Here is a 1,486-nt window from a genome sequence, read left to right on the forward strand (position 1 = left end):
TATTTTTGCTGGTAATAAACAAGTTTATGGAGTGGCAGCGGGGAGTGCAGAGACTGATGCGGTTAATGTTGCACAGCTGAATGAAGTAAAAAATCAAATAGCAGGAAATGGTCTTGTTAAATGGGATGAAGAACAGAAACTTATCACCATTGGTAAGGAAAAAGATGGTACGAAAATTGATGTTGCAGGTAGTGGGGGAGACCGTAGTATTTCTGGTGTAAAGGCCGCAGAGAGAGACAATGAAGCCGTTAATAAAAAACAACTCGATGGTGAAATTGCAACTATTACTGATACTATTAACAATATTAAGGAGGGTGGTGCTTTTGCAGTTCTCTACGATAAGAATGATGATAGCAGTGTTAATTATAACAGTGTGACTTTAGGTGGCGGTAAGAGTACAGGAGCAGTTGCTCTTTTGAATGTCAAAGATGGAAAAATTGCTAAAGATTCGCATGATGCTATCAATGGTAGCCAGATTAATACAATATCCGGAGATATTGCAAAGTTTTTTGGCGGGGGGACTGTATTTCAAGATGGTTCTTTTTTAGGACCAAGATATAATTTATCTACTGTTTCTGCAGATGGTACTGTAGGACAGAAGGTACATACTGATGTTGACTCAGCATTGACAGGGCTTGATGACAATGTCAAAAATGTAAATAGTCGTTTGACGCATGTTACTAATGAGTTTACTCAGAAAATTGATGGTATTTCTAAAGGTTCTCTATTATGGAGCAATAATGAGCAGGCATTTGTGGCACAGCATGGAGACGGAAAAACCAATAGCAAAATTAAGTTTCTTGCCAATGGAGACATTACTGAAGATTCAACCGATGCAGTAAATGGTTCGCAGCTCTTTGCTACTAATCAGAATGTTAACACTGTTACAAATAATCTGACAACAATTGCTAAAAATATATCAAAGTATTTTGGTGGTGGTGCAGACGTATCTAACGGTAAGGCTCCCACTTACACTATTCAGGGTAAGCCACATAATGATTTTGGATCTGCTTTTAGTACTGTTGATAATTCTATCACGAATATACAAAATCAGATTACGAATGCGACAAAAAATAGCCTTGTTAAGCAGGAGGAAAATGAAGGTACTATCACTGTTGGTAAAGCAACAGGTGGGACTAAAATCAATGTTGCAAACAAATCTGGTGAAAATAGGATAATTTCTGGTGTGAAGGCAGCTGTAAATGGTAATGAAGCTGTTAACAAAGACCAGCTTGATAAAAGTATCGAGAAGATTTCTAATGATATTAATCTTACAAGTGCTGCTGCAGTTCTCTACGATAAAGAAAACGGTACCGTTAATTATGGTAGCGTAACTTTAGGTGGGGTAGATAACCAAGTCCCCGTTGCTCTTCATAATGTTAAAGATGGGAAAATTGCTGAAGATTCGCATGATGCAATCAATGGGAACCAAATTAATAAAATATCTGGAGATATAGCAAATTATTTTGGTGGTGGTGCCTCGTTC

General features: G+C 37.6%; 1 pseudogene. It reads left to right on the forward strand.

Annotated features, from left to right (window positions below):
- Window positions 1-1,486: pseudogene (locus ACFIK1_RS03070) on the forward strand (hypothetical protein); the annotation flags it as partial.

This window comes from Bartonella sp. OC16QHHD (assembly GCF_042194035.1).
GTDB lineage: Bacteria > Pseudomonadota > Alphaproteobacteria > Rhizobiales > Rhizobiaceae > Bartonella.